Origin of the sequence: Oceanisphaera sp., assembly GCF_048268965.1 — a bacterium.
Taxonomy (GTDB): domain Bacteria; phylum Pseudomonadota; class Gammaproteobacteria; order Enterobacterales; family Aeromonadaceae; genus Oceanimonas.
Window position 1 is genome coordinate 1 of sequence record NZ_JBLWUK010000058.1, and the last position, 6,277, is coordinate 6,277.

The following is a 6,277-nucleotide window of genomic DNA, read 5'->3' on the forward strand; positions in this document are numbered from 1 at the left end:
GCTCAAAAAGGTTGTCATCTAGGAGGAGTCCATATACAGGGATGGCATTTCCCGAGCCCTCAGGGATGAGTTTATGGTGTGTCGTGGGAGGTGACTGTGTTGCCTCTGGTATTCAGGTTCAAAGGTGATCAAATCTTTACTGTAATTGGTATAAATTGTGGGGAGCCAAATCCACAACTGCAGATTCGATGTTTGATCCCCTTCCACCTCACGCTTCACCTTCCATGCATATAGCAATAAAGAATAAATAATCGTTTCTTATTCTTTATTGTTGTTCGCAACCTCGCTTAAGCTGTATGCATCTGGATTAGTGGAAGTGAATGTCATGCTGTTAAAAGAACTCGCGGCGTCTGCCAGCCCGCTGAACGAACATCAAGTCCATAAGCTTACTCAGGTGGCAGCCGAGTTAAGTGCGACTCAGCTGGCCTGGGTAAGCGGTTATTTTTACGGCATTAGCCAGCAGCCGGGTGGCGTTGCCGCACCGACGCCGGTGGCGAATGCCCAGCCCGCGGGCAAGCTGACGATTATTTATGCTTCGCAAACCGGTAATGCCAAAGGCGTTGCCGAGGCCTTGCAGGCCAAAGCCAGTGCCAATGGCGTGGCGGTGGCGCTGTACAATGCGGCCGACTACAAGGTCAAGCAGCTTAAAAAAGAAACCCATGTGCTGTTTGTCGCCAGTACCAATGGTGAGGGTGAGGCCCCCGATGACGCCATCGAGTTTCATAAACAACTGAAAGCCGGCAAGGCCGGTAAGCTCGATGGCCTGCATTATGGCGTGATTGGCCTGGGAGATTCCTCTTATGAGTTTTATTGCCAGACCGGCAAAGACTTTGATGCTTATTTGAGCAAGGCCGGCGCCACTCCCCTGTTGGGCCGCCTGGATGCGGATGTCGACTACGATGCGGTCTGTGAACACTGGAGTGAAGAAGCCGTCGCCCTGGTTAAAGAGGCACTGAAGTCCGATGCCGCCAATGATGTCGCGCCTGTCATCAGCCTGACTCAAGGCGCAACCAGCCTCTACAACAAGAAGCACCCCTTTACCGCCGAGCTGCTGACCAACCAGGCGATCACCGGCCGTGACTCTGATCGCGACGTACGCCACTTCGAGATTTCACTGGAAGGCTCGGATCTGACGTATCAGCCGGGCGATGCCCTGGGCATCTGGTTCAGTAATGACGAACAGCTGGTCGATGCCCTGTTGGCACAGACAGGCGTGGATGGGACCAGCGAAGTGATCGTGGATGAACAGGCGATATCGATTCGTGACGCCCTGATCCATCATTATGAGTTAACCCAGGGTTACGCCAGCTTCGTGCAGTCTTATGCCGAACTGACCGATGCCCCCAGGCTGCGTGCCCTGGGGGACGACAAGGCGGCTTTGCGTGAGTACTGCGCCAACCACCAGATCCTGGATATTGCACGGGAACAGCAAGGCGCACTTACCGCCGAGCAGCTACAGGCCAGCCTGCGCCGCTTAACGCCACGTTTATACTCTATTGCCTCGGCTCAGGCCGAAGTGGAAGAAGAAGTGCATCTCACCGTAGGGGTGGTACGTTACGAGCAAGATGGCGAACCACGCAGCGGCGGCGCTTCTTCCTACCTGGCCGACCGCCTGGAAGAAGGCGGTCAGGTGCGGGTATTCGTGGAGCATAACGACAACTTCCGCCTGCCGGCCAATGATGATACTCCGGTGATCATGGTGGGCCCAGGGACCGGCATAGCGCCGTTTCGAGCCTTCATGCAGGAGCGGGAGGCCCGGGATGCCGGCGGCCAGAACTGGTTGTTCTTTGGTAACCCGCACTTCACGCAGGATTTCCTGTATCAGCTGGAATGGCAGCGTTATGTGAAGTCCGGTTTATTGAGCAAGATTTCACTGGCCTTCAGCCGTGACCAGCAAGAAAAAGTCTATGTGCAACACAAGCTGCGCGAGCAAGGTGCCGAGGTGTACGCCTGGCTGGAGCAGGGGGCCCATTTCTATGTCTGTGGCGATGCCAACAAGATGGCCAAAGACGTGCATCAGGCACTGATTGAGCTGGTGGCCGAGCACGGCAACAAGAGCCGCGAACAAGCGGAAGATTATGTAGATGCGCTGCGCAGCGCCAAGCGTTACCAAAGGGATGTGTACTAATGAGCAAGCAAAAGTTGTCCGATAACGAACGCATGAAGGGCGAAAGTAACTTTCTGCGCGGCACCATAGAACAAGACCTGCAGGATGAGCTGACCGGTGGCTTTACCGGCGATAATTTTCAGCTGATCCGCGTGCACGGCATGTATCAGCAAGATGACCGTGATATTCGCAACGAGCGTACCGCACAAAAGCTGGAGCCGCTGCATAACGTCATGCTGCGTGCCCGTTTGCCCGGGGGCATCATCAAACCCGAACAGTGGCTGGTGATTGACAAGTTTGCCGAAGAAAGCAGTATTTATGGCAGCATTCGCCTGACCACTCGTCAAACGTTTCAGTTTCACGGGGTGCTCAAGCGTGACATCAAGCACATGCACCAGACCCTGAACAGCACCGGCATCGACTCTATTGCCACCGCCGGTGACGTCAACCGTAACGTCCTGTGCACCAGTAACCCGGTTGAGTCTGAGTTACATCAGGAGACTTACGAGTGGGCCAAGAAAATTTCCGAGCATCTGCTGCCTAAAACCCGGGCTTATCTGGAAATCTGGCTCGATGGCGAGCGTTTGGATACCCCGGATGAAGAGCCGATTCTGGGCGCGACTTATCTGCCGCGTAAATTCAAGACCGCGGTGGTGGTGCCTCCCCATAACGATGTGGATGTACACGCCAACGATTTAACCTTTGTGGCCATAGCCGAAGCCGGCGAGTTAATCGGTTTTAACGTGCTGGTGGGCGGCGGGCTGGCCATGACCCATGGCGATACCGCCACCTATCCACGCAAGGCCACGGATTTCGGTTTTATTCCGCTATCGCACACCATTGCCATTGCCGAAGCTGTGGTGACTACACAGCGCGACATGGGTAACCGGGTGGAGCGGAAAAACGCCAAAACCAAATACACCCTGGAGCGAGTGGGCGTAGAAGTATTCAAAACTGAAGTAGAAAAGCGCGCCGGTATCGCCTTTGCCGAGGTTCGACCTTATGAATTTACCAGCCGTGGCGATCGCTTCGGTTGGGTAGAGGGCATAGACGGTAAACAGCATTTAACCCTGTTTATCGAGAATGGTCGAATTCTGGATTATCCGGGCAGGCCATTGAAAACCGGCATGCGTGAAATTGCCAAAATACATCAGGGGGACTTCCGCCTGACTGCCAACCAGAACCTGATTATCGCCGGCGTGCCTGCCAGCGATAAGGCACAAATAGAGCAACTGGCGCGCCAGTACGGCCTGCTGGAAGACACGGTATCCGAGCAGCGTAAAAGCTCCATGGCCTGTGTCGCACTCCCCACCTGCCCGCTGGCCATGGCCGAATCGGAACGGGTGTTGCCGGCCTATGTGACCGAGCTGGAAGGCTTTCTCGCCAAGCATAAGGTAGATGACAACATCATCTTCCGGGTGACCGGTTGCCCCAACGGCTGCGGTCGCGCCATGCTGGCGGAAGTGGGGCTGGTGGGCAAGGCGCCGGGTCGCTACAACCTGCACCTGGGCGGCAACCGCGAAGGCACGCGTATTCCACGCATGTATAAAGAAAACATTACCGATACCCAGATCATGCAGGAACTCGACGAGCTGATTGGTCGTTGGGCTGCCGAGCGTAATAGTGGTGAGGGTTTTGGGGATTTTGTGATCCGTGCCGGCATCATAGCCCCTGTCATTGATTCAGCGAGGGACTTTTATGCCGTATAGCCTGTTACCCAGCTTGACCGATTTGAGCAGTCTGACACGGGCCGAGCAGGCGCAGGTTTTGGCACCGCTTAATCAGGAGCTGAACGCCATGAGTGCACCCGAACGGGTGCGCTGGGCGCTGGAGCACTTGCCTGGCGTCCCGGTGCTGTCGTCCAGCTTCGGCATTCAGGCGGCGGTGATGCTGCATCTGGTCACCCGGGAAAAAGCCGACATACCGGTGATACTGACCGACACCGGCTACTTGTTCCCCGAGACCTATCGCTTTATCGATGAGTTGACCGAACGGCTGGGGCTTAATCTCAAGGTCTACCAGGCCAGCCGCTCTGCTGCCTGGCAAGAGGCGCGCTACGGCAAGCTATGGGAGCAGGGTGTAGAAGGCATCAGCCGCTATAATCAGCTCAACAAGGTTGAGCCCATGCAGCGGGCGCTGCGTGATCTGCAGGCCAGTACCTGGTTTTCGGGACTCCGTCGCAGCCAGTCTGAAACCCGGGACAAACTCGAGGTGCTTGGCCTGCAAGGGGGACGCTTCAAGTTTCTGCCGATTATCGACTGGAGCAATAAAGACGTACATTATTATCTCAAGCAGTTCGATCTGCCCTATCACCCTTTGTGGGAGCAGGGCTATGTGTCTGTGGGAGACGTACAAACGACGGCCAAGTGGGAACCCGGCATGAGCGAGGCCGACACCCGTTTCTTTGGTATGAAGCGCGAATGCGGCCTGCATGATTCACAGGAAGCCGACGGCAGTGGTATTTGAACCCTGTGGCTCCTGATCCCTGGTGCAGAGAGAATATCAGCCTGCCGGCCTCTGCACTCATATTCCTTTAAGTAATAAAAAAGTGTTTTTCATTCTTTTGAGGTATACGGTTCCTCCCCTATAGTGAAATGACTTTACTATATAAGTGGAATTGACCATGGAACACCTGCCCCTGTTTATTAAAATCAAACACCGCCCTTGCCTGGTTGTGGGGGGAGGTGCGGTCGCGGCGCGCAAGGCTCGGATATTGCTGGCACGTGGTGCTCGTCTGACCCTGGTTGCCCCCGAACTCTGTGCCGAGTTGCAGGCATTACAGTCGCAGTTTATTTGGCAGAATGATGTCTACAACGATTACTACCTGGACGAGCAGTTTCTGGTGGTGGCGGCGACCGATAATACCGAGGTGAATGCCCGGGTTTATCAAGCAGCCAACCTACGCGGCTTACTGGTGAACAAGGCCGATGACAGTAAACGCTCGGCGGTGATCTTTCCTTCTATTGTGGATCGCTTCCCGCTGCAGGTGGCTTTCAGCACCGGCGGTGATGCACCCTGGTTGGCACGCTTGTTACGCGCGCGCCTGGACGCGATTTTGCCCAAGCATTGGGGCCAACTGAGTCAGGTTGCGGGTAAGTTGCGGCATAAGGTGAAGCGCTCCCTGAGCAGCAGCGATGCCCGACGCCGGTTCTGGGCCCGGACTCAGGACGATACCACCCTGAATGCTTTCTTGAAGCAGGGCAACCTTGCAGCCGCCGAGCTCTGGCTAGAGCAGGAAATGCAGCAAGAGATGCTGACACCCCAGGTCGGCGAAGTCATTCTGGTCGGCGCAGGCCCGGGTGATCCGGACTTATTGACCATCAAGGCACTCAATGAACTGCAGAAAGCCGAGGTGGTATTATTCGATCAACTGGTGTCTGAAGAAATACTGGCGCTGATCCGCCCCGAGGCCGAGCTGATTTCGGTAGGAAAAAAAGCGGGTCATCACAGCGTACCCCAAGATCAAATCAATCAGTTACTGGTGGAACAGGCGCAAACCGGCAAGCGAGTGGTACGGCTGAAAGGGGGAGATCCCTTCATGTTTGGTCGGGGTGCCGAAGAGCTGCAAGTCTTGAAAGCGGCCGGCATTCGCTATCAGGTGGTGCCGGGCATTACCGCTGCCGCCGGTGCGACTGCCTATGCGGGCATACCGCTCACGCACCGTGATCACGCGCAAAGTGCGGTGTTTATTACCGGACACTGCAAGCAGGATGGCAAAGAGCCTGACTGGGCATCACTGGCACAAAGTCGGCAGACCCTGGTCATTTATATGGGCCTGATGCGCTCCGGGCATATTCAGCAACGGTTAATCGAGCACGGTTTGGCGGCCAGTACGCCAGTGGCGCTGATTGAGCGGGGCACCACGCCCCGGCAGCGCGTGGTCAGAGGCTCGCTGAGCGAACTGGGCGACCTGGCCGAGCAGGTAGTCAGCCCATCCTTGATGGTGATCGGTGAGGTCGCGGCTCTGGCCGACTCACTGGCCTGGTTCAACCCTCAGCCCACCGCTCAGACACAGCCTCAGGAGCAATACGCCTGACTTGTTAGGAGTGAGGAGTAAAAGAGTAATACCAATTACAGTAAAGATTTGATCACTTTTGAACCTGAATACCAGAGGCACCACAGTCACCTCCCACGACACGCCATAAACCCATCCTTGGGGGCTCGGGAAAT

The 6,277-nt window shown here is 55.8% G+C and carries 4 protein-coding genes; all 4 read left to right on the plus strand.

The genetic code is table 11. From position 1 onward, the window contains the following. Nucleotides 1-325 precede the first annotated feature (325 nt). The 4 genes from ACN0VL_RS14970 to cysG all read left to right on the plus strand — a co-directional run bounded on the left by ACN0VL_RS14970 (nucleotide 326) and on the right by cysG (nucleotide 6,143). Nucleotides 326-2,128 (plus strand): assimilatory sulfite reductase (NADPH) flavoprotein subunit, encoded by a 1,803-nt coding sequence (locus tag ACN0VL_RS14970; RefSeq protein WP_417618756.1) that lies wholly within the window; start codon nucleotides 326-328, stop codon nucleotides 2,126-2,128. Next, nucleotides 2,128-3,816, plus strand: a complete 1,689-nt coding sequence (gene cysI, locus ACN0VL_RS14975; RefSeq protein WP_417618758.1) for an assimilatory sulfite reductase (NADPH) hemoprotein subunit — start codon at nucleotides 2,128-2,130, stop codon at nucleotides 3,814-3,816. The genes ACN0VL_RS14970 and cysI overlap by 1 nt, the downstream gene beginning before the upstream one ends. After that, nucleotides 3,806-4,573: a phosphoadenylyl-sulfate reductase gene (locus tag ACN0VL_RS14980; RefSeq protein ID WP_417618760.1), complete on the plus strand. Its 768-nt coding sequence runs from the start codon at nucleotides 3,806-3,808 to the stop codon at nucleotides 4,571-4,573. The genes cysI and ACN0VL_RS14980 overlap by 11 nt, the downstream gene beginning before the upstream one ends. Before the next feature lie 157 nt (nucleotides 4,574-4,730). Then, on the plus strand, nucleotides 4,731-6,143 hold the full coding sequence (gene cysG / locus ACN0VL_RS14985; protein ID WP_417618762.1) for a siroheme synthase CysG: 1,413 nt from the start codon (nucleotides 4,731-4,733) through the stop codon (nucleotides 6,141-6,143). The last annotated feature ends 134 nt before the right edge of the window (nucleotides 6,144-6,277 follow it).

What these genes read in the sequence shown, in the direction of transcription:
- ACN0VL_RS14970 (WP_417618756.1), top strand. Translation starts at nt 326, where the DNA reads ATGCTGTTAAAAGAACTCGCGGCGTCTGCCAGCCCGCTGAACGAACAT.
- cysI (WP_417618758.1), top strand. Translation starts at nt 2,128, where the DNA reads ATGAGCAAGCAAAAGTTGTCCGATAACGAACGCATGAAGGGCGAAAGT.
- ACN0VL_RS14980 (WP_417618760.1), top strand. Translation starts at nt 3,806, where the DNA reads ATGCCGTATAGCCTGTTACCCAGCTTGACCGATTTGAGCAGTCTGACA.
- cysG (WP_417618762.1), top strand. Translation starts at nt 4,731, where the DNA reads ATGGAACACCTGCCCCTGTTTATTAAAATCAAACACCGCCCTTGCCTG.